The sequence below is a fragment of the Sphingomonas sp. OK281 genome (assembly GCF_900115295.1).
Classification (GTDB): Bacteria; Pseudomonadota; Alphaproteobacteria; order Sphingomonadales; family Sphingomonadaceae; genus Sphingomonas.
This window is the reverse complement of the sequence record NZ_FOVZ01000005.1, coordinates 258,491-277,783: the sequence shown is the minus strand read 5'-3', so window position 1 is coordinate 277,783 and position 19,293 is coordinate 258,491. Positions and strand designations below refer to the sequence as shown.

Genomic DNA, 19,293 nt, shown 5'->3' with positions numbered 1-19,293 from the left:
TTTTCCCATGTCCGCTAGGCCATTTCGAGAACAGAAAAACGGGAACAGATTATGAGAAAGTGGCGCTCACACCGGTGACGGCATCACCGTCACGCCGCAGCTTTCCCACGCGGCCTTCCTTTGTGGGAAGGTTCGCTTTCTTACACGCTGGAAGAGGCGCTGACCCTCCGCTAAAATGGACCGATGCAAGCTCGCCTGTTCCAACTCGACGCCTTCACCACTCGCCGTTTCACGGGGAATCCTGCGGCGGTGATGCTGCTCGAGACATATCCCGACGACCGCACGTTGCAGGCGCTGGCCGCCGAGAACAACCTTGCCGAGACGGCCTTCGTCGTTCCCGATGGCGCCGATTTCCGCATCCGTTGGTTCACGCCGACCGTGGAGGTGCCGTTGTGCGGCCACGCGACGCTGGCGAGCGCGGCCGTGGTTCTGGAACGCTTGGAGCCTGCCCGCGAGACGGTCGTGTTCCATTCGGCGAGTGGTCCTCTGACCGTCCGGCGTTCGAAACGCGGCTATGTCATGGATTTTCCGGCCCGGCGCTGCGCGCCGGCGGAGGCGCCCGCCGGGCTTGCGGCCGCGCTTGGCGGGTCGGTCGAGGAGACGCTGTGGGACGGCTTCAACTTCGTCGTCCGGCTCGCCGCGGCGAGTGACGTTCGCGGGCTTTCCCCCAACCTGGCCGCCATCGCGGAAATGCCGTGCGCGGGCGTAATCGTGACGGCACCGGGTGACGGCGACCATGATTGCGTCAGCCGGTACTTCGCCCCAGCCAAGGGTATTCCCGAAGACCCTGTGACCGGGGCGCGCATTGCGCGCTGACGCCCTATTGGGCGGCTCGGCTCGGTAAGGCAGACCTTCGCGCCTTCCAGGCGTCCGCGCGTGGCGGCCAGCTGCGCTGCCGCCTCGATGGCGATCGCGTCGAACTCGAAGGTGCATGCGTCTTCTACCTGGAGGGCATGGCCGAGTGGTGAGCAGGCATGTCGGCTCCTGCCACTGTGGTGGCGTCCGCTTCTCGGTGAACCATGAGGTCACCGAGCTGACGACCTGCGACTGCTCGTTGTGCGTGAAGCGTAACGCCGTCATGGGGAAGGTGCCGGAAGCAGCCTTGTCCATCGACCAAGGTCAGGAACTGCTCGCCACCTGCCAGTGGAACAGCATGCGTGCTGTCCATCATTTTTGCCGACGTTGCAGCATTTACGTCTTCCATCGCAAGCGCGCAGCGCCCAATCATTTCGGCGTGAATATCTTCTGCCTGGACGGTTTTGATCCGAACTCGCTGCCGGTCCGCGCGACGGAAGGGGCGGGTATGACGCTCGTCTGCGACCGACCGCGCGCGGAGTGGCCTGGTTCACGAGCGCGGGAACCAGAAGGACGCAATAGATACTGACCTTCCCGGAACCTGTCGCGATCGGCTGTTTTCCCGTTTCACCATCCTTTTCGAGAAGCAGGCGAAGCGCGCGAGGTGCGAAGTCCAGGCAGTGTTAGAATGCGGCTCTCTGGTGAAAACTTCTGTCATAGAACGATGACCCGCTGCGAGTTGCTCCGGCTGCTAGCGGTCTGGTTTTGGTGTCAAAGGACAATGGCAGGCAGCGGGCAAGATCCACGGCCAGCGCGTGTTTGCTCGCCGTCGCCATCGGGAATCGAGCGCCAGGGTCGCCCCCCCTCGCGAAGGCACCGTCAACCAGCAACGCAAGGAAGATAAGCAGGGCCGCAGAGGCACCCATCCCATCGACCAGCCCACACCGTGGCCGGACCGGCAGCCCCGTCCCTCGTGCAAGTGACGATGATCACACTTAACGGCCGCGTTCGTTTGACCCGGTTCATCCTGCGTTTTGGCTCGCCTTCTTTATTGCGGTACCGGCCGTAATGGCCGATTATGGTGCGTTCTCTCTTCGGCTGCACGCTTTGACGAACAGGTGCCGAAGTCGGTTGACGCAGGTCCGGATCTGCTTTCAGGTGGCACCAGAACAACGGCGCAAATTCGCTCCGATGAGTACAGAAGATGGGTACAGAGACCGATCAGCGTGGGTACAGAAACAACGGGTTTCTGCCGTTTTTTCTACCCTTGGACCCCTCTCGTGGGGGTCGCCATTCCCTATCGAAGTTTGGAAACAAACGGATTTAAGCCGTCTGAAAGACAACCCGACGGATCTGCAACTGAGTTGGATGCGCCTTCAACGTCTTCCACTCTTGGACAGTATCGGTGACGATAGCGCGATAAGAATGATAGTTCCGATGAGCAAAAGGATGATCGCGATCAGGTCATCGCCGAGAACATCCGCGAGCCAGCGTTCAACCGCGATTAAGATTGCCCCCAGGACGACGCACACGCACGCCATGCCGGCGATCGTCCTCCGAGGTGACTTTATCGATGCCGCGATCACCCGGCTCGGGTCGGTGGCGATGGGGCCCCGCATCACTGTGGCTCCGGTCGGAAGCCCGCAAGGCCGTGCAGATATTGCATCCGCATCTTAACCGTCGTGATCTGATCAGGTACGAGGACCACGGCCTGCTCGAAATTGGGCCGGCGGCGACCGATCCGGTCGAGGCCCGGCAGGCCGACGCCGTCGTTGCTGATATTGAACTTGGGAGCGCCGTCGCGCTTGTGGATTACGACGACCGCATAGCGTCCCGGGCTAGGCGCCGGTACGCATAGGCTGACGACGCCGCTGGACGGAACCGTGGTGACGACCCGGCGAAACACCTTGCCCGCCTTGAGTAGTTCCCGATCGCCCTTGAGGAAATCTTCTGAATTCGCCGGGTAGAGTTCGAGCTTCAACCGCCCGCTCCGATCTTTCAGGCCCGAGACGTTGATCCGGACTCCCGGCGCTGACTGCGAACAGTCATCCCGGAGCGCGACCACCGGAACCGTTCCGATCGCGTGCGCTTCCGGGGAGGACGGAGCCGGTGCGGAAAGGGCCGCAGCGCTCACAATCAAGGCTGTGATCAGCATGGGAATCAGTCCTGCTTGACTGCGCGGGTGAAGGTGCGCGTATGCCCTTTGCCGATGACGCTTTTTCGCCATCGGCAAGGAACAAGGGGTCAGCGCCGTGGAGACGACGCCTCGAAAAAGACGGTGCTCAGAAGATGTGGCGTATACCGAGCGTGCCCGAGATGTTGCGCAACTTTGGTTCGTAGCTGGTCGCGACGCCTGCATCTTGGCCTTCGAACGTGAGCTTGCTGGTCTGCGAATAGCGGCCACCGATTTCGAGCGTCGTCTTGGGCGCGACGTTGATGCCGAGGCCGGCATCGGCGTGCCACGTCATGCCCCAGTCCTTGCCCGCATAGCTGCTGCTCGCGCCGCTGGTGCCGACCCGCGACAGGTTCGCATCTACCCGGGACGCGCCGATGCCACCGCCGACATACGGCACGAACATCGTGTGCAGCGGGATATCGACATAGCCGGAGACGCTGACGTTGTACGAACGGGTGCGACCCGATGCCGGCAGGTTGTCCGTGCCGACGTCCTTCACGTTAAGGCTGTTGCTGTTGTAGCCGATCGTCTGTTCAACGCGGAACATGCCGAAGTCGTAGCCGCCGCCGATCTCGCCCGTCAGGCCGGTCTTGTACTTGGTCTTATCATCGAACTGCGACGGCAGGTTGTCGACATCGAATTTCTGCTCGGAATTAACCGAGGCCCCTGCGCGGGCGACGCCGTAGATGCCACGGACGGGCTCGTCCTGCGCATAGGCGGCGGTAGCGAGAGTAGCGGCGGCGAACGCGAGGCCGGCGAGAACGATACGGGTCATCAAAATTGCCTTTCGAGGAAGATGCCTGCCTTTCCGGCGGCTTCGACCCTGCAATTGGCAGCGGCTGATGAAGGCCGGTTGTGGAGATGGTGGAGGTTCGATGGAGCCGCCCGCGGTCCCGCAAAAGAGACCCGGGCATCGCAGCCGCGGCTTATCGGTAGCGATCGGGCGCGGGAGCGTACTTCGGGCCTTCCCGCGATTGAGATGCGCACGCTTCAACTCTAGGTGGGGCGGCAGGCCGGATCGACGCAGCATGGCCGAACGACCGATGCTGCGTACCGACACACCCAGGCGAGGTATTCGAATGAACGACCTGTCACAGCGTGAAACCCAGTCGGCCGACGCGATTTCAGCAGACGGACGGATGCTGTCCGCCGATGTCGTGATCGTCGGTGGCGGACACGGCGGCGCGGCCTGCGCGATCGCTTTACGGAAAACCGGTTTCGCCGGGTCGATCCTGATCGTCGGCCGGGAGCACGAACTTCCCTACGAACGCCCCCCCCTCTCGAAGGAATATCTTTTGGGCGAGAAGGTCTTCACGCGAATCCTGATCCGGCCAGAGAGTTTCTGGGTCGATCAGCGGATCGATTTCCGTCTCGGCTCACGCATCGTCTCGGTCGATCCGGCCGAGCATCGCGTCCAGACCGAGGACGGCACGACGATCGGTTACGATCGGCTGATATGGGCCACCGGTGGAACGCCGCGCAGGTTGAGTTGTGCCGGACATCATCTGAAGGGCGTGCATACCGTCCGCGACCGGGCCGATGCCGACCGGATGATCGACGAGTTGCCGGACGTGCGGACGGCAGTCGTGATCGGCGGCGGCTACATCGGGCTCGAAGCCGCTGCCGTGCTGACCAAGTTCGGCAAGTCGGTGGTGCTGTTGGAGGCGCTCGACCGCGTGCTTGCGCGCGTGGCCGGCGAGGACCTGTCCCGGTTCTTCGAGGCTGAGCACCGCGCGCACAGTGTCGACGTCAGGCTGGGACAGGTGGTCGACTGCATCTTGGGCGACGACCGCGTGACCGGCGTGCGACTGGCGGACGGCACGGTGATCGATGCGGACATGGTCATCGTCGGCATCGGCATCATCCCCGAGGTCGCGCCGTTGATGGAGGCCGGTGCGGATGGCGGCAACGGCGTCGCGGTCGATACGGCATGCCGCACCAGCCTGCCCGACATCTATGCGATCGGCGACTGTGCGCTCCACGCCAACCGCTACGCCGACGGTACCCCGATCCGCGTCGAATCGGTGCAGAACGCCAACGACCAGGCGACCGTGGTTGCAAAGGGCATCGCCGGCCAGATCGCGGACTATGATGCGATCCCGTGGTTCTGGTCGAACCAGTACGACCTGAAGCTTCAGACTGTCGGCCTGTCTACCGGCTACGACGCGACGGTGTTGCGCGGCGATCCGGCGACGCGCAGATTCTCCGTGGTGTACCTGCGTGCCGGCCACGTGATCGCGCTCGACTGTGTCGGTACGGTCAAGGATTACGTCCAGGGGCGCAAGCTGGTCGAGAGCGCCGCAGTGATCGCGCCGGAGATGCTGGCGGATACCGACGTGGCGCTCAAGGACATGGTTGGCTGACCAAATCGAGGACAAGATTTCGCGCTTGCCCACCCCCTTCATCATATCTCGATCGAACCCGCCCTATCCGTTCATCGCACTCGACCATCTCTCCGTCGGACGCCGAGCAACTCGGCACCCTCGTCTGCTGAGAGACCCCATGATGAACATATTCGCACCGATCGCGTCCCCGCTGATAGATGGCCTGAACAAGCCGTTCGGCTTTTTTGCTTCGCGGCTGCGCCCGTCGCGAAGCTTCATGGCGCCGTGCCTGATGGGGTTCACCGTAACCTGCCTGTTGCTGTCCGGTTGTGCGGGCACCAAGCCACTCGCCTATTCCGGGATCGCTTCCGCACCGCATATGCGCTCCGACGCCGGATCCGATCGGCTTCCCTATACCTACACCACGCCGGTCAACTGGCGCGACTATAGCCGCATCCTGATCGAGCCGGTGGTCGTGTATCACGGGCCGGATGCACAGTTCGGCAAGATTCCGGAGCAAGGCAAGGTCGCGCTCGCGAGCTACATGCAGGAACAGTTCACCGAAAAACTGTCGCCTCCGTTCGAGCTGACCGAGACCGCCAAGCCGCGCACGCTGCGTCTGCGCCTGACGCTGACCGGCGCAAAGCCGACGATGCCGGTGGCGGGCAGCTTTTCGCGGATCGACATCGCGGGCGGTCCCTACAACATGGTTCAGGCGATCCGCGGCAAGGAAGGATCGCTGACCGGATCGGTATTCTACGCTGTGGAAATCTACGATGCGTCGACCAACCGGCTGCTTGCCGCGCACATCGTCAAGCAATACCCGGCCGCCCTCAATATGAAGGCGACGTTCGGGGCGCTGACGGCTGCAAAGACCGGCATTCGCAAGGGCGCAGAGGAACTGGCCAAGGAATTGAACGGTCAAGCGCCGAGTCAGGCCTTTGCAAGCGGTAGCGCGGATGCCGCCGAAATCGACGATGCACCCGAGGCGATCTACTATCCGCAATCGCGGCCCCAGCCCGGGCGTAAGCCCTGGCGTGGCGCGCGTGAGGCGGCGGCCGATCCTTCCGACGTCGATGGCGAGCAGCCGACGGTCTATCCGATCTGCAAGAAAGGCGAATATGATCACTGTCGTCAACGCGGCGGCAAATGATCCGCCGCGGCGCTTTAGTCCGCCCGGATGTGTCGCGGGGGCTCTGCAAAAGCCCGAAATCGCATATTAATTTAATCCGCCGCCCGGCCTCCATCATATCTCCATCGAACCGGCGGTACATCTCGATCCGTCCCTTACATCACGGGGAATCGCGACCGCATCTGCAAGATCGGTCTTTTCCGAAGGCTATGATGACGTACCTGTATCCCCGTTCTGTCTGCGTTCGTTACGGCAACCATCGCGCGCCGCGCCGATGGGCGTCGTGCCGCGTAGCCGGAACCGGGATCTGCCACGCTGCACCACCATCATGAGCGTCAGCACGATGGACGATATTGCGACGCAGGCGCTGCTCTGGCGACTGCGCCTTCGCTATCCGGACGCGGAGTCACAGCGGGCGTTCGAGGCGTGGCTTGGCGAGGATGTCCGTCACGCAGCCGCCTATGACGCCAGCTCAACGCGCGCGCCTGCCATAGACCTGCAACAGATGGCGGCGAACGACGACACGCAAGATAGTATCGGTTTGGGTCGTCGAACCAGGATACTGTGGGGCGGCGGACTCATCACCGCAAGCGCAGCAGCCCTCGCGCTCGTTTTCGTCGTGTCGCAGTTTCGCGCCGCGCCCTACGAGGTCGCGACCGGGCCGGGCGGACAACGCGTCGTCGCGCTCGATGCCGGCACGCGGATCACGCTGGCCGGCGACACGCGGATGCGCTTCGATCGCCACGACGCACGCACCGCGACTCTGCTCGCCGGACAGGCGCTGTTCCAGATCCGCCATGACGCCGCCCACCCGTTCGGGGTCGAGGTGGCGGGGCGAGTCATTCAGGATGTCGGCACGGTATTCGACGTAAGCAGCACCGACGGCGACGTCCGCGTCGCCGTTGCGGAAGGCTCGGTAATCTACAATCCCGACCGCGAGGCCGTGACGCTGACGCCCGGCGAAGGCGTCGTCGATGCAGCATCCTCGACGACGCTTCGCCTCATCAGCGCGCCCGCCGTATCGGTCGGCGGCTGGCGTAACGGGCAGTTCGTCTATGCCGGCGATCCCTTGGCGACGGTGGCAGCCGATCTTGGCCGCGCGCTGGGCGTCAAGATCACGGTCGCACCGGAAATCGCCGCACGTCCATTTTCGGGAGCGATCACGCTAGACGGCAGGGATCCCGGCCAGTTGCTTCGCCTGACACCGGCGCTCGACGCCACGATCCGCCACACGTCCGGGGGCTGGACGATCTCTGCCGACGGTCGTGCGTCTAAGTAACAACGTCGCGGTCGCGGTCGTGTCTGGTGCCGGTCTGAGCTTCGCCTCGATCGCCGCCGGCGGGACCGCGCAGGCTGCATCTGCGCAGCGTTTCGACGCGCCCGCTGGCAGCATCGGCCGGGTCGCATCGACGCTCGCAGTGCAGGGTCGGGTGACTATCACGGTAACTGATCCTGGCGTCGCTGCGCTGCGGTCGCCGGGTGTCAGCGGCAGTTTCACCATTAAGGAGGCGGTCACGCGCGCCCTGCGCGGCACGAACGCGACCGCGATATTCTATGACGCACGGACGATCGCGATCGTCCGCCGGACCAGTTCCGATCGGCCCAAACCGCGAAAGACGTTGCTTGAGAAACCTTTGCCGACCGTCGAGCCCAACCACGACGATATCGTCGTGATGGCGAGCAAGCAGCGTTCGACGCTCGATAGGTTTCCGGGCTCGGTCAAGCTGATCGAACTCGATCGCGGCTGGGTGGCGCGACATGCCGCGGACGGCTCCGCGGCGCTGACCGACATGCTGCCCATGGTGGGCTCGACCAATCTGGGGCCGGCGCGCAACAAGCTGTTCATCCGCGGTATCGCCGACAGCAGCTTCAACGGCCCGAGCCAGGCGACCGTCGGGCAGTATCTCGGCGACGTCCGCCTCAACTACAACGCGCCCGATCCCAATCTCAATCTCTACGATCTCGAGCGGATCGAGGTGCTGGTCGGGCCGCAGGGTACGCTGTACGGCGCGAGTTCGCTTGGCGGCGTGATCCGGCTGGTGCCGAACGCGCCCGACGCGGACGCGGTGGCAGGTTCGGTGTCGGTCGGCGGATCGGCGACGCAGGACGGCGGCCTCGGCGGCGATTTCGCGGCAATGGTCAACGTGCCGGTCATCCCGGGCACGCTCGCGGTGCGCTTGGTCGGCTTCGTCACGCAAGGTGGCGGCTATATCGACTCGCCGGCGCGCGGTCGCCGGGATATCAACTCGACCTTCAGCGTCGGCCAGCGCCTCGTCGTGCGGTTCACGCCGGATTCCGGCTGGAACTTCGATGCCGGGCTGGTCATTCAGAACAGCAAGAACCGCGACGGCCAGTACACGCTGCGCGCCAATCCTCCGCTGACCCGCGACAATGGCTTCGCGCAGCCGTTCCACAATGATTACTACCTCACCCATTTTACCGCAGCCGGTCCGATCGGCGACCTCGAACTGCTGACCACGACATCGGTTGCCAGCCATCGACTCAGCTCGATATTCGATGCGACCGGCGCGGATGGAACAGCGACCCGTACCCGCCTGCGGGAAGACAATTATATTCTCCTGACGACGCATGAAACGAGGGTCACCGGCGGCACCTCGGCGGCACCTTGGGTTGCCGGAATTTCGAGCGTCTACAGCCTGAGCGCATTGCTACGCACGTTCGGTCCGACTGACGTCAGGTCGGTGACGAACGGCGTGCTCAACGAGCGGCTCGAAGCCGCGGTCTTCGGCCAGGTATCGCGGCCGCTATCCCCCACCATCACCGGAACGGTCGGCGGACGCTTCACGCTCGCGCACAGTTCCGGATTGCCGGTCGACGAGACCGGGCTTGGTACCGACAGCGTGAGCCGCAACGCGCAGCGGGTTTCGACGACGCTGGCGCTGTCCTGGCAGCCGACATCTTCGTTCACCGGCTTCTTCCATTTCCAGCAGGGCTATCGCGCCGGTGGCCTCACGCTGTCGCCGACCGGCTCAACCCAGACCGCGCAGCGCTTCGCCTCCGACGATCTCAACATGAACGAGATCGGCTTTCGGCTGGGCAAGGAGGGACGCGATCGCTTTTCGTTGCGCGCAGCAGTGTTTGCCGCCGACTGGAACAATATCCAGGCGGATCTCGTCGACAGTGCAGGACTGCCCTACACCGCCAATATCGGTCGCGGGCGGATCTATGGCTTGGACACCGACCTTACATGGCGTCCGCACCCTGCGCTGATGATCACCGCCGCCGCCTTCATCAATGCCAGCGACGTCACGAAGCCGGCGCCCGGCTTTGGCGGCCCCGGCACCAACCCGTTTCCCAACATCGCCTCGAACGGCGAGCGTGTCTCGGTTGCCTGGCACAAGACGGTGGGTAACGATATCGAGGCCAGCGCCACGGGATCGGTTCGCTATGTCGGCAAGTCGCGGCTTGGCATCGCCCCGCTGCTAGACCTTCCCCAGGGTGGCTATGCGGTGGGTTCGGTGGGCGGACGACTGGATATCGGCCGGTACGGCATCGCCCTCGACGTCGACAACGTCGCCAACGTCAGCGCCAACAGTTTCGCATTCGGCAACCCGTTCGGAGTCGCCGCCGGTAATCAGATCACCCCCGTCCGCCCGCGCACGATCCGGCTGGGGATCGACGCGCAGTTCTGATCCCCCCTCCACGAAAGGTCCATCGAGCCGCGCTACGCCGCAAGTCGAGGAAACGGTTCCTCGCTGATTTCGAGGGAATATTCATGCGATCCATGCTCATGCTCGGCGTAATGGCCCCGGCCCTGCTCCTGTCCGCTCCGGCCACGGCACAGGCCAATTCTCAGGCTGGCGGCAAGTGGCGTGTATCCGGCAACATCAGCGGCAAGGCCTTCGTCGTCGATTGCGCGTTCAACGAGCGCGGTCCCAAACTGAGCGGTGTCTGCGTCGATGTCGCGACCGGCGAAAGCAAGGCCAAGCCCGGCAAGAGCCACGCCCTGACGGCGGGCGAGGTCCGCGGCCAGGACCTCCGCTGGACCTATCAGACAAAGGTGATGTTCATGTCGATCGACATCGTCTTCGCAGGCAAGATCGACGGGACCCGGATGAACGGTACGGTCAGCGCGAAGGGTCGCGAAGGGACTTTTTCGGCGATCCGTTCCTGAATCTGGCAAGTTCGGGCAGCGGCGCGGCTCGTTCCGCACGCCGTCCCGCCGTGCAGACACTCACTGGCTTGGGCTGAGGCCCGAACACAGGAGTTCGACGATGTCGTGCGCGACCTGTTGCGCCGACATCGGCCCTTCGGGGCGAAACCACCGTGCGGGCCAGTTCAGCGCACCGGCCAGCGTGAACGCGGTCAGGCGGACGTCCTTGACCACCGCCGAACCATCGCCCACCGCCTCTTCGATCATACCGCGCATCGTCGCATCGATTTCGGTCTTGAGCGCGCGGAACTGCGTGCGCGCACTCGGCGAGAGGACTTCGTCGGGCGTTCGGATGACGCAGCGACCGAAATCGTCCATCGTCACCTCGGCGTATAAACGCAGGAACGCCTTCAACCGGTCAAGGCCGCTGCCGCCGACCTGCTGAGAACGTTCGGCCGCACCGCGAAGCTGGCCCAGCCCCATGCGGACGCACTCGAACAGCACCTGATCCTTGTTGCCAAGATAATTGTAGATCACCGGCTTGGTGACCCCGAGGCTTGCCGCGACGTCGTCTAGCGACGTCGCGTGAAACCCACGCTCGTTGAACATTCCGACGGCCGCACGAAGAAGTGCATCGCGTTTCTCGATGCGCAACGCCTCGCGCGATTCCGAAGACTGGAACGGTGACGATATCGCAGGCTGGATGGCAGGACGTGCAGGCATGCGCTTATCTTGACACAAGGGCGGCATCGGGCGCAACTACTCGCCAGTAACTACCATACCGGATCGTACGTCCATGATGCTTACCGACACCCAAACCGCGGTCAAGGACGCGATCCGTTCGTTCTCGCAGGAGCGTATCCGTCCCCACAGCGTCGCGTTCGAGGCGAACAAGGGCTTTCCACCCGAACTGTTCGTCGAGATGGCCGATCTCGGGCTGATGGGGATGACCGCACCCGAAGACGCTGGCGGTGGCGGGGCGGACTATGTGTCCTATGCACTCGCACTGATCGAGCTGGCGGCGGCGGATGGCGCGCTGTCGACGGTCGTATCGATCCAGAACAGCCTGCTCGTGTCCGGTATCCTGAAATACGGCACCGACGCGCATCGTGCGCGGTTCCTGCCCGACCTGATCGGTGGCCGAATGATCGGTGCATTCGCGCTGACCGAGACCGATGCCGGCTCCGACGCGTCGGCGATGCGGACGCGCGCGACTCGGGTCGAGGGTGGCTGGCGGCTCAATGGTGCCAAGCAGTTCATTACCTCGGGCAAGATCGCCGGCGTGACGATGGTGTTCGCGGTCACCGATCCGGCGGCGGGCAAGCGCGGCATCTCGGGCTTTCTCGTGCCAACCGACAGCCCCGGCTATTCGGTCGACAAGGTCGAGCACAAGCTCGGCCAGGCCGCGTCCGACACGGCCGCGATCCGGTTCGACGACCTGTTTCTCGACGAGTCGCTGCTGTTCGGCGAGGAAGGTGGCGGCTATCGCCTCGCGCTGTCGAACCTCGAAGCCGGGCGCATCGGTATCGCCGCGCAGTGCGTCGGCATGGCGCAGGCCGCGCTCGAGATCGCGATCGCCTATGCCAAGGATCGCAAGTCGATGGGTCAAGCGATCATCGAACATCAGGCGGTCGGCTTCCGCCTCGCAGACCTCGCGTCGAAGCTGGAGGCAAGTCGCCAGTTGGTGCTCCACGCTGCCGCTCTTAAGGATGCCGGTCAGCCCTGCCTGACCGAAGCATCGATGGCCAAGCTGTTCGCGTCGGAAGCGGCCGAGACGATCTGTTCGGGCGCGATCCAGACGCTCGGCGGGTACGGCTATCTCGAGGAATACGGACTTGCGAAGATCTATCGCGATGTCCGCGTCTGCCAGATTTACGAGGGTACGTCCGATATCCAGCGGATGGTCATCGCCCGCGCGCTCTAGACTTCACGAAGGAAGAACCATGTCCACCGATCCCGTCATCATCGCCAGCTATGCCCGCACGCCGATGGGCGGCTTCCAGGGGGCGTTGTCCGGCGTCACGGCGGTCGAGCTCGGCGCCACCGCGGTGCGCGCCGCGGTCGAACGCGCGAAGGTCGATCCGGCGATCATCGACCGCATCTACATGGGCTGCGTGCTGACCGCCGGGCTCGGCCAGGCGCCCGCGCGGCAGGCGGCACTTGGCGCCGGCCTGCCCAATTCGGTCGAGGCGACCACCGTCAACAAGATGTGCGGATCGGGCATGCAGGCGACGATCATGGCGACTGAGGCGCTGATGGCCGGCACCGTCGACGTCGTGATCGCCGGCGGCATGGAGAGCATGACCAACGCACCGTTCCTCCTCGCCAAGCATCGCTCGGGCGCTCGGATCGGCCATGACGTCGTCTCCGATTCGATGATGATGGACGGCCTCGAGGATGCCTATGAAAAGGGCAAGCCGATGGGTGCCTTCGCCGAGGATACCGCGTGCGAATACCAGTTCACGCGCGAGGACCAGGACGCGTTCGCGATCGAGAGCCTGACGCGCGCCAGCGCCGCGGTCACCGGCGGCGGCTTCACGGACGAGGTCGTACCGGTCACGGTCAAGACGCGCGGGGGCGACGTGATCGTCAGCGAGGACGAGCAGCCGGAGAAGGCCAAGCCGGACAAGATCCCCGGCCTCCGCCCCGCCTTTGCCAAGGACGGCACGATCACGGCCGCCACCTCGGCGTCGATCTCCGACGGTGCGGCTGCGCTGGTGCTGACGCGGGCGAGCGTTGCGGAGAAGTTCGGGCTGTCGCAGGAGGCACGGATCGTCGCCACTGCCGCGCACGCGCATGCCCCGGCGCTGTTCACTACCGCGCCCGTCTCGGCGATCCGCAAAGTGCTCGATCGCGCGGGCTGGAGTGTCGAGGACGTCGACCTGTTCGAGGTGAACGAGGCGTTCGCGACCGTCGCGATGATCGCGATGCGCGAACTCGGCATCCCGCGCGACAGACTGAACGTCAACGGCGGCGCGACCGCGCTCGGCCATCCGATCGGCGCGAGCGGTACGCGGATCATCGCCACGCTGGTCGCCGCGCTGAAACTGCGTGGTCTGAACAAAGGCGTCGCAGCGCTCTGCATCGGTGGCGGCGAAGCGACGGCGGTCGCGGTCGAACTGATCCACGCATGACAAGCGCCTCTTCGGTTTTCCTGCGCACGCAGGAATCCAGGGTTACGGTAGACGACGCTCATAACCTTGGGCTCTTCCGCTCGCAGGAAAACGGAGCGGCCGGAATGGCGACACGATGACCGGGCTCCGGGTCGAGCACGACGGCGCGGTCGCGACGCTGACGCTTGATCGCCCGGAATCCGCCAACGCGATCGATATCCCGATGGCGCGCGCGCTGATGAAAGCGGCGATCGCCTGTGACGAGGATCCGGGCGTACGCTGCGTCGTATTGACGGGCAACGGACGGTTCTTCTGTGCGGGCGGCGACATCGCTTCGTTCGGCGACGCAGGCGAACGCCTGCCGACATTGCTGAAGGAGATCACCGCCTATCTCCACGCTGCGATCGCGCGGCTTGCGCGGATGGACAAGCCACTGATCACCGCGATCAACGGACCGGCCGCGGGTGCGGGCATCGGCTTGGCGCTGCTCGGTGATATCGCGCTTGCGGACTCTTCGGCGCATTTCAGGCTCGCCTACACCGCGATCGGCATGTCGCCCGACGGCGGCACGAGTTGGCTGTTGCCGCGGATGATCGGGTTGCGACGCGCGCAGGAGCTTTGCCTGCGCAATACGCGTGTGAAGGCGGACGAGGCTGCGGCGATCGGCATGGTCACGCGTGTCACTGCCGAGGGTGCACTGGCGACCGAGGCGCTGGCGCTCGCGCACGAACTGGCCGCGTCGGCGACGTCGGCGATCGGCGCGACCCGGCGGCTGCTGCTCGACGCGCAGGTCACGCCGTTCGAAACGCATCTCGACGCGGAGGCGCGCAGCATCGCCGGACAGGCGCGCAAACCCGAAGGGCGCGAGGGGATCGCCGCCTATCTCGGAAAGCGCAAACCCGATTTCCCCGGATCCGATTCCCCAGGAGCAGTCTGATGGCCCATGCCTATATCGTCGACGCGTTGCGCACCCCCGGCGGCCGTCGCAAGGGCGCGCTGGCGGGCGTTCACGCGGCCGATCTCGGCGCGATCGTGCTTGATGCGCTGGTAGCGCGAACGGGAATCGATCCCGCTGCGATCGAGGACGTGATCGTCGGCTGCGTCAGCCAGGCGGGCGAGCAGGCATTCGCGTTCGGGCGCAACATGGTGCTGGCCTCGTCACTGCCCGACAGCATCCCTGCAGTGACGATCGACCGTCAGTGCGGATCGTCGCAACAGGCGCTGCACTTTGCCGCGCAGGCGATCATGTCGGGCACGCAGGACGTCGTGATCGCCGCCGGCGCGGAGAGCATGACGCGCGTGCCGATGGGCTCGAACTTCCGCCTTCATGCAGAGGCGGGGATCGGCGAAGGCCCGTGGAGCAAGGCGATCCTCGACCGCTATGAGGTCGCGGAGTTCAGCCAGTTCACCGGCGCGCAGATGGTCGCGGACAAATACGGCCTCACGCGCGAAGCGATGGATGCCTACGCCTTGCAGAGCCACCGGCGCGCTGCTGCTGCGACGGCGAGTGGCGCGTTCGCCGACGAGATCGTCCCGATCGGCACGCATGCGCACGACGAAGGCATCCGCGCGGACGCGACGCTGGAGGGCATCGGCAGCGTCAAGACGATCGCCGAGGGCGGCACGATCACCGCTGCCAACGCCAGCCAGATCACCGACGGGGCCTCCGCCACGCTGATCGTCAGCGAAGCCGCGCTCAAGACCTACGGCCTAACGCCTCTCGCTCGCATTCATACGCTGACCGTCTCCGCCGGCGACCCGGTCATCATGCTGGAGGAGCCGATCCCGGCGACCGCCAAGGCGCTCAAGCGCGCCGGGCTGTCGATCAACGACATCGACCTGTTCGAGGTCAACGAAGCCTTCGCCGCAATCCCGATGGCGTGGCTGCAGGCAACCGGAGTCGATCCGGCGCGGCTCAACGTCAACGGCGGCGCGATCGCGCTCGGCCATCCGCTGGGCGCCAGCGGCACGAAGCTAATGGCGACTCTGGTGCATGCGTTGAAGGCGCGCGGTGGGCACTACGGCTTGCAGACGATGTGCGAGGGCGGCGGGATGGCGAACGTAACGATCGTCGAGATGCTGAACCGGTGACCGCGCTTGCCGGCCTGCGCGTCGTTGAGTTCGCCAGCATCGGGCCTGGCCCGCATGCCGCGATGCTGCTTTCCGATCTCGGCGCCGAGGTGCTGCGGATCGAGCGCGTCGGGGGCAATGGCTGGCCCAACCCGGTGATGGACCGCGGTCGTGCGCTGCTACCCCTGGACATTCGTACGCCGGAAGGCCGTGACCGGGCGCTCGCGATTACCGATCGCGCCGATGTCGTGATCGAGGGGTTGCGGCCGGGAGTCATGGAGCGGCTCGGGCTCGGGCCGATCACGATGCTCGAACGCAATCCGCGGCTCGTCTATGGACGGATGACCGGCTGGGGGCAGACCGGACCGCTGGCGCGGGTCGCAGGCCACGATCTCAACTACATCGCGGTCAGCGGCGCCCTGGCGGCGATCGGTACGTCCGGCAGTCCTCCCCCGCCCCCGTTGAACCTGATCGGCGATTTCGGCGGCGGATCGATGTTCCTCGTGACGGGGATTCTTGCCGCGCTGCTCGAACGTGCGCGATCGGGGCGCGGACAAGTGGTCGACGCGGCGATCGTCGACGGCGTCAACTCGATGATGGCGATGTTCGCAGGGCTGGTTCCCGCCGGCCACGTATCGATGGACCGCGACCGCAACATGCTCGGCGGCGCCGCGCCCTTCTACCGCTGCTACACCTGCGCCGACGGCCGCTATGTCTCGGTCGGCGCGATCGAGCCAAAATTTTATGCCAAACTGCTCGACCGGCTCGGGCTCTCACCCGCACTGGCCGCCAGTCAGATGGATGCGGCGCGCTGGGCGGAAACCACGCGCCTTTTCGCTTCGGTATTCGTGACCAGGTCGCGCGACGAATGGTGCGCGCTGCTGGAGGGGACCGACACCTGCTTCGCGCCGGTGCTCGACCTCGACGAGGTTCCCGCGCATGCGCACATGGCGGACCGTGGCGATATGGTGGACGGCGCGTGGCACGCCGCCCCCGCCCCGCGGCTGTCGCGTACGCCCGGGCGGGTCGCGCCGACCACCGAAGGCGCCGCGCGGCTCGCGGACTGGGGTATCTGCTAACCCGGCATCGCCCCGGCGCTAGCTTGGCGACGCCCGGTCACGCCCGGTCACGATGCACAATTCCTTGGTAGGCTGGCGCAACGCCATTGCACAGGAACGCGCATCCATGACCGACATGCTCACGCATCTTTCCGGGCTCGCCCCTTTTCCGGACTACGACTTCAACGAATTTGGCGAGACCGAGACGGTGGCGCTGTCGCGCATCCAGAAACTGACCGGCGCGCATCTCGGCCGCAACTGGATCGCGGTGCCGCACGTGACGCATCACGACGAGGTCGACGTGACGCAGCTCGAGGCGGATCGAAAGGCCTGGAACGACGCGCATCCGGAGGCGAAGCTGACCCCGGTCATCCTGCTCGTTCGCGCGCTTGCCCAAGCCCTCGCGCAGTTCCCGACCTTCAACGCGTCGCTGAGCTCTGACGGCAAGTCGCTGGTGCTCAAGAAATACGTCAACATCGGCGTGGCTGTCGACACCCCCAAGGGGCTCGTCGTGCCGGTGCTGCGCGATGCGTCGACGCGGCCGATCGCCGATCTCGCCGCCGAGCTCGTGCAACTGGCCGACAAGGCGAAGGCAAAGGGTCTTTCGATGGCCGACATGGCGGGGGGATCGATGACGGTCTCGTCGCTCGGGCATATCGGCGGGACCGCGTTCACGCCGCTGATCAACGTGCCCGAGGTCGCGATCCTCGGCGCCACCGCGATCCAGCTGCGGCCGTATCCGGACGGCGATGGTGCCATCGGATGGCGCAAGATGCTGCCGCTATCGCTGAGCTACGATCACCGCGTGATCAACGGCGCAGACGCGGCGCGGTTCGTGCGCGCGATCGGCGCGGCGCTGCTGGCCGGCGACCTAGTCCCGGCTTAATCCCGGCGCGCTGAGCGGGCGTCGTCGAGAATCATCGCCGCGCCCTTCTCCGCGAGCATGATCGTCGGCGAATTGGTGTTGCCCGACACGATCCGCGGCATCGCCGAGGCGTCGACGACGCGCAATCTGGTGATCCCGCGCACCCGCAATCGTGCGTCGAGCACCGCCTGCGGATCGCTGTCGGGGCCCATCGCCGTGGTGCCGACCGGGTGGAAGATCGTCGTCCCGAGCGCCGCCGCGGCAGTCAGCAACGCGGCGTCGGTCTGCACGTCTGCACCCGGCCGAAACTCGACCGGACGGAACCGTGCGAGCGGCGCCTGCTCGACGATCCGCCGCGTCAGCCTGAGCGAATCGACCGCGACCCGGCGGTCCTCGTCGGTCGACAGATAGCCGGGCGCGATCAGCGGCGGCGCGTGCGGATCGGGGCTCGCGAGCCGCACGCTGCCGCGACTGCTCGGGCGCAGGTTGCAGACGCTGGCGGTGAACGCGCCGAACCGGTGCATTCCATCGCCCCATTTGTCGAGCGACAGAGGCTGAAAGTGAAACTGGAGATTGGCGGTCGCATAGTCGCTCGACGATTTCGCGAACATGCCGAGCTGCGACGGTGCCATCGTCAGCGGCCCGCGTTTGCGGACGACGTAATCGAGCCCCATTACGACGCGCCTGAAAAGGTTGGCGTAATCGGTGTTGAGCGTACGGACGCCGCTGACCTGATAGACCGGGCGGATCTGGAGATGGTCCTGAAGATTGGCGCCGACGCCGGACAGCGCATGCAGTACCGGAACGCCCGCCGCCGACAATGCCGCAGGGTCGCCGATCCCCGAGAGTTGCAGGATTTTCGGCGAACCGATCGCGCCCGCCGACAGGATGATCTCGCGGTCTGCCCGCACCGTCCACCGATCGATGCCGCGTCGAAAGACGATGCCGGTCGCACGCGCACCGTCCAAGACGATCCGCTCTACCTCGACGCCGGTTTCGAGCCGCAGGTTCGGCCGTTTCAACGCGGGCTTCAGGAACGCGCTAGCCGCGCTGACCCGCCGTCCGGCCCGCTGGTTAATCTGGAAATGCGCCGAGCCAGCATTGTCGCCGCGGTTGAAGTCGTCGATCGGCGCGATGCCGGCTTCGGCACCTGCCGCGCGGATCGCGTCGAGGATGTCCCAGCGGACGCGCGGATGCTCGACCCGCCATTCGCCGCCCGCACGGTGATGTATGCCGTCGGCTGCGATGTGATCCTCGTGCCGCAGGAAATACGGCAGGACGTCGTCCCAGCCCCACCCGGCGAGCCCCAGATCGCGCCACCCGTCATAGTCGGCCGACTGCCCCCGCATGTAGATCATCGCGTTAATCGACGACGATCCGCCGATGACTTTGCCGCGCGAATAGGCGAGGCTGCGACCGCCCAGCCCCGCTTCGGCGACTGTCTCGAACATCCAGTCCGCACGCGGATTGCCGATCGCGAATAGATAGCCCGCGGGGACGTGAAACCAGATCCAGTCGTCCTTACCGCCGGCTTCGAGCAGCAGCACGCGGTTCGCCGGGTCGGCGGACAAACGGTTGGCGAGCAGGCAGCCGGCCGACCCCGCGCCGACGACCACATAGTCGTACGTGCCGAAGTCCGTCATCCC

General features: G+C 65.3%; 16 protein-coding genes and 1 pseudogene. 13 read left to right on the top strand and 4 right to left on the bottom strand.

The window, feature by feature from the left end; all coding sequences use genetic code 11:
* Positions 1 to 183 precede the first annotated feature (183 nt).
* Together BM244_RS17945 and BM244_RS17940 are read left to right on the top strand one after the other, a co-directional pair.
* Positions 184 to 968, top strand: a pseudogene (locus tag BM244_RS17945) (PhzF family phenazine biosynthesis protein).
* Entirely contained in the window at positions 965 to 1,384 is a 420-nt protein-coding gene (locus tag BM244_RS17940) for a GFA family protein (RefSeq protein ID WP_254784543.1), read from the top strand. Before BM244_RS17945 ends, BM244_RS17940 begins: the two are co-directional and overlap by 4 nt.
* Before the next feature lie 1,029 nt (positions 1,385 to 2,413).
* Here the strand turns inward: BM244_RS17940 and BM244_RS23205 are convergent.
* Together BM244_RS23205 and BM244_RS17925 are read right to left on the bottom strand one after the other, a co-directional pair.
* A complete protein-coding gene (locus BM244_RS23205; RefSeq protein WP_175518277.1) occupies positions 2,414 to 2,950 on the bottom strand; it encodes a DUF2141 domain-containing protein in 537 nt (178 codons plus the stop codon).
* 127 nt (positions 2,951 to 3,077) lie between these two features.
* Positions 3,078 to 3,746 (bottom strand): outer membrane protein, encoded by a 669-nt coding sequence (locus tag BM244_RS17925; RefSeq protein WP_175518276.1) that lies wholly within the window; start codon positions 3,744 to 3,746, stop codon positions 3,078 to 3,080.
* A 364-nt stretch (positions 3,747 to 4,110) separates the two neighbouring features.
* On the opposite strand from BM244_RS17925, the gene BM244_RS17920 reads away from it, so the two are divergent.
* The 5 genes from BM244_RS17920 (at position 4,111) to BM244_RS17900 (ending at position 10,562) form a co-directional block, all read left to right on the top strand.
* Entirely contained in the window at positions 4,111 to 5,334 is a 1,224-nt protein-coding gene (locus BM244_RS17920) for an NAD(P)/FAD-dependent oxidoreductase (protein WP_093400404.1), read from the top strand.
* A gap of 139 nt (positions 5,335 to 5,473) precedes the next feature.
* Entirely contained in the window at positions 5,474 to 6,448 is a 975-nt protein-coding gene (locus BM244_RS17915) for a DUF3313 domain-containing protein (protein ID WP_217649157.1), read from the top strand.
* A gap of 307 nt (positions 6,449 to 6,755) precedes the next feature.
* Positions 6,756 to 7,706: a FecR family protein gene (locus BM244_RS17910; protein ID WP_175518275.1), complete on the top strand. Its 951-nt coding sequence runs from the start codon at positions 6,756 to 6,758 to the stop codon at positions 7,704 to 7,706.
* Positions 7,693 to 10,080 (top strand): TonB-dependent receptor, encoded by a 2,388-nt coding sequence (locus BM244_RS17905; protein ID WP_093400273.1) that lies wholly within the window; start codon positions 7,693 to 7,695, stop codon positions 10,078 to 10,080. The genes BM244_RS17910 and BM244_RS17905 overlap by 14 nt, the downstream gene beginning before the upstream one ends.
* An 83-nt stretch (positions 10,081 to 10,163) precedes the next feature.
* Positions 10,164 to 10,562: a hypothetical protein gene (locus BM244_RS17900; protein ID WP_139226963.1), complete on the top strand. Its 399-nt coding sequence runs from the start codon at positions 10,164 to 10,166 to the stop codon at positions 10,560 to 10,562.
* 60 nt (positions 10,563 to 10,622) lie between these two features.
* On the opposite strand, the gene BM244_RS17895 is transcribed toward BM244_RS17900, so the two are convergent.
* Positions 10,623 to 11,264 (bottom strand): TetR/AcrR family transcriptional regulator, encoded by a 642-nt coding sequence (locus tag BM244_RS17895; protein ID WP_093400271.1) that lies wholly within the window; start codon positions 11,262 to 11,264, stop codon positions 10,623 to 10,625.
* 73 nt (positions 11,265 to 11,337) lie between these two features.
* Between BM244_RS17895 and BM244_RS17890 the strand changes: the two genes are divergently transcribed.
* From BM244_RS17890 to BM244_RS17865, 6 genes are all read left to right on the top strand, one after another.
* A complete protein-coding gene (locus tag BM244_RS17890; protein WP_217649156.1) occupies positions 11,338 to 12,465 on the top strand; it encodes an acyl-CoA dehydrogenase family protein in 1,128 nt (375 codons plus the stop codon).
* Positions 12,466 to 12,484: 19 nt separating this feature from the next.
* On the top strand, positions 12,485 to 13,675 hold the full coding sequence (locus BM244_RS17885; protein ID WP_093400270.1) for an acetyl-CoA C-acyltransferase: 1,191 nt from the start codon (positions 12,485 to 12,487) through the stop codon (positions 13,673 to 13,675).
* A 115-nt stretch (positions 13,676 to 13,790) separates the two neighbouring features.
* A complete protein-coding gene (locus tag BM244_RS17880; protein WP_093400269.1) occupies positions 13,791 to 14,591 on the top strand; it encodes an enoyl-CoA hydratase/isomerase family protein in 801 nt (266 codons plus the stop codon).
* Positions 14,591 to 15,745, top strand: a complete 1,155-nt coding sequence (locus BM244_RS17875; protein ID WP_093400268.1) for an acetyl-CoA C-acetyltransferase — start codon at positions 14,591 to 14,593, stop codon at positions 15,743 to 15,745. The genes BM244_RS17880 and BM244_RS17875 overlap by 1 nt, the downstream gene beginning before the upstream one ends.
* Positions 15,742 to 16,803, top strand: coding sequence for a CaiB/BaiF CoA transferase family protein (locus BM244_RS17870; RefSeq protein WP_093400267.1), 1,062 nt, complete (start codon positions 15,742 to 15,744; stop codon positions 16,801 to 16,803). Before BM244_RS17875 ends, BM244_RS17870 begins: the two co-directional genes overlap by 4 nt.
* Before the next feature lie 106 nt (positions 16,804 to 16,909).
* Positions 16,910 to 17,668 carry a 2-oxo acid dehydrogenase subunit E2 gene (locus BM244_RS17865; RefSeq protein WP_093400266.1) on the top strand — a complete coding sequence of 253 codons (759 nt, stop codon included), beginning with the start codon at positions 16,910 to 16,912 and terminating at the stop codon, positions 17,666 to 17,668.
* On the opposite strand, the gene BM244_RS17860 is transcribed toward BM244_RS17865, so the two are convergent.
* Positions 17,665 to 19,290, bottom strand: a complete 1,626-nt coding sequence (locus BM244_RS17860) for a GMC family oxidoreductase (protein ID WP_093400265.1) — start codon at positions 19,288 to 19,290, stop codon at positions 17,665 to 17,667. The two genes, BM244_RS17865 and BM244_RS17860, sit on opposite strands and share 4 nt — an antisense overlap.
* Between the last annotated feature and the right edge of the window lie 3 nt (positions 19,291 to 19,293).